The sequence below is a fragment of the Vibrio sp. 1562 genome (genome assembly GCF_033340155.1).
Lineage (GTDB): Bacteria > Pseudomonadota > Gammaproteobacteria > Enterobacterales > Vibrionaceae > Vibrio > Vibrio alginolyticus.
Genome location: NZ_JAWOVY010000129.1, coordinates 1 through 1,008, shown reverse-complemented (window position 1 = coordinate 1,008; position 1,008 = coordinate 1). Strand labels below are relative to the sequence as shown.

Below are 1,008 nucleotides of genomic sequence, written 5' to 3'. Positions count from 1 at the left end.
GATTCCATTTTGGCTCAATTGGAAGATGCGACAGAAGCTTCTTCAGAGGTGTACGGAATTTTAGATACCGTGACCAGCCTTGCAGAAGCCGCCTCAATTCAAGCAAACACCAAACTGACCGACCACCTTGTGGCATGTGGTGAGTTAATGTCGACGCACATTTTGGCGCAACTCATGCGAGAGCGTGGTATCAATGCAGTGCGATTTGATATTCGTGAAGTGCTAAGAACCGACGACAACTTTGGTCGCGCAGAACCGAATATCAAAGCCATTGCTCAACTAGCCCAAGAGAAGCTTATCCCTTTATGTCTTGATTCTGTCGTCATCACACAGGGCTTCATTGGCTCTGACGAAGAAGGCAATACAACAACGTTAGGCCGTGGTGGTAGCGACTACAGTGCAGCCTTGATTGCTGAAGGTGTGAAAGCATCTGGACTTGAAATTTGGACAGATGTTCCTGGTATTTACACGACCGATCCTCGCATCGCACCAAAAGCATCACCAATCCCAGAGATCAGTTTTAGTGAAGCCTCTGAAATGGCTAACTTTGGCGCGAAAATATTACACCCATCAACACTGGTCCCTGCTCTGCGCCATGATATCCCGGTTTTTGTTGGCTCATCCAAAGAACCAGAAAAAGGCGGCACGTGGATTCGTCATCAAGTCGAAAGCTCACCGCTGTTCCGTGCTCTCGCTCTGCGTTGTAATCAAACGATGGTCACTCTGCGTAGTGCGAACATGTTCCATGCGTACGGCTTCTTAGCAAAAGTATTTGAGATTTTAGCCAAGCACAAAATTTCGGTAGACCTTATCACCACATCAGAAATCAGTGTGTCACTCACACTGGATCAAACTGATACCTCAGGAGGCGCACCACAACTTCCTCAAGCAGCACGTGAAGAGTTGGAAGAGTTGTGTAAGGTCGAAGTAGAACATGACCTTTGTTTGGTAGCCTTGATTGGTAACAAGATGAGTGAACGTAAAGGCTATGCGAAGCAAGCGTTTGGT

At 47.2% G+C, this 1,008-nt stretch carries 1 protein-coding gene; it reads left to right on the top strand.

What is annotated here, in order from left to right:
- Window positions 1–1,008, top strand: a 1,008-nt coding sequence (gene lysC / locus R7Z49_RS23680; RefSeq protein ID WP_318112161.1) for a lysine-sensitive aspartokinase 3, incomplete at both ends; no start/stop codon positions are given.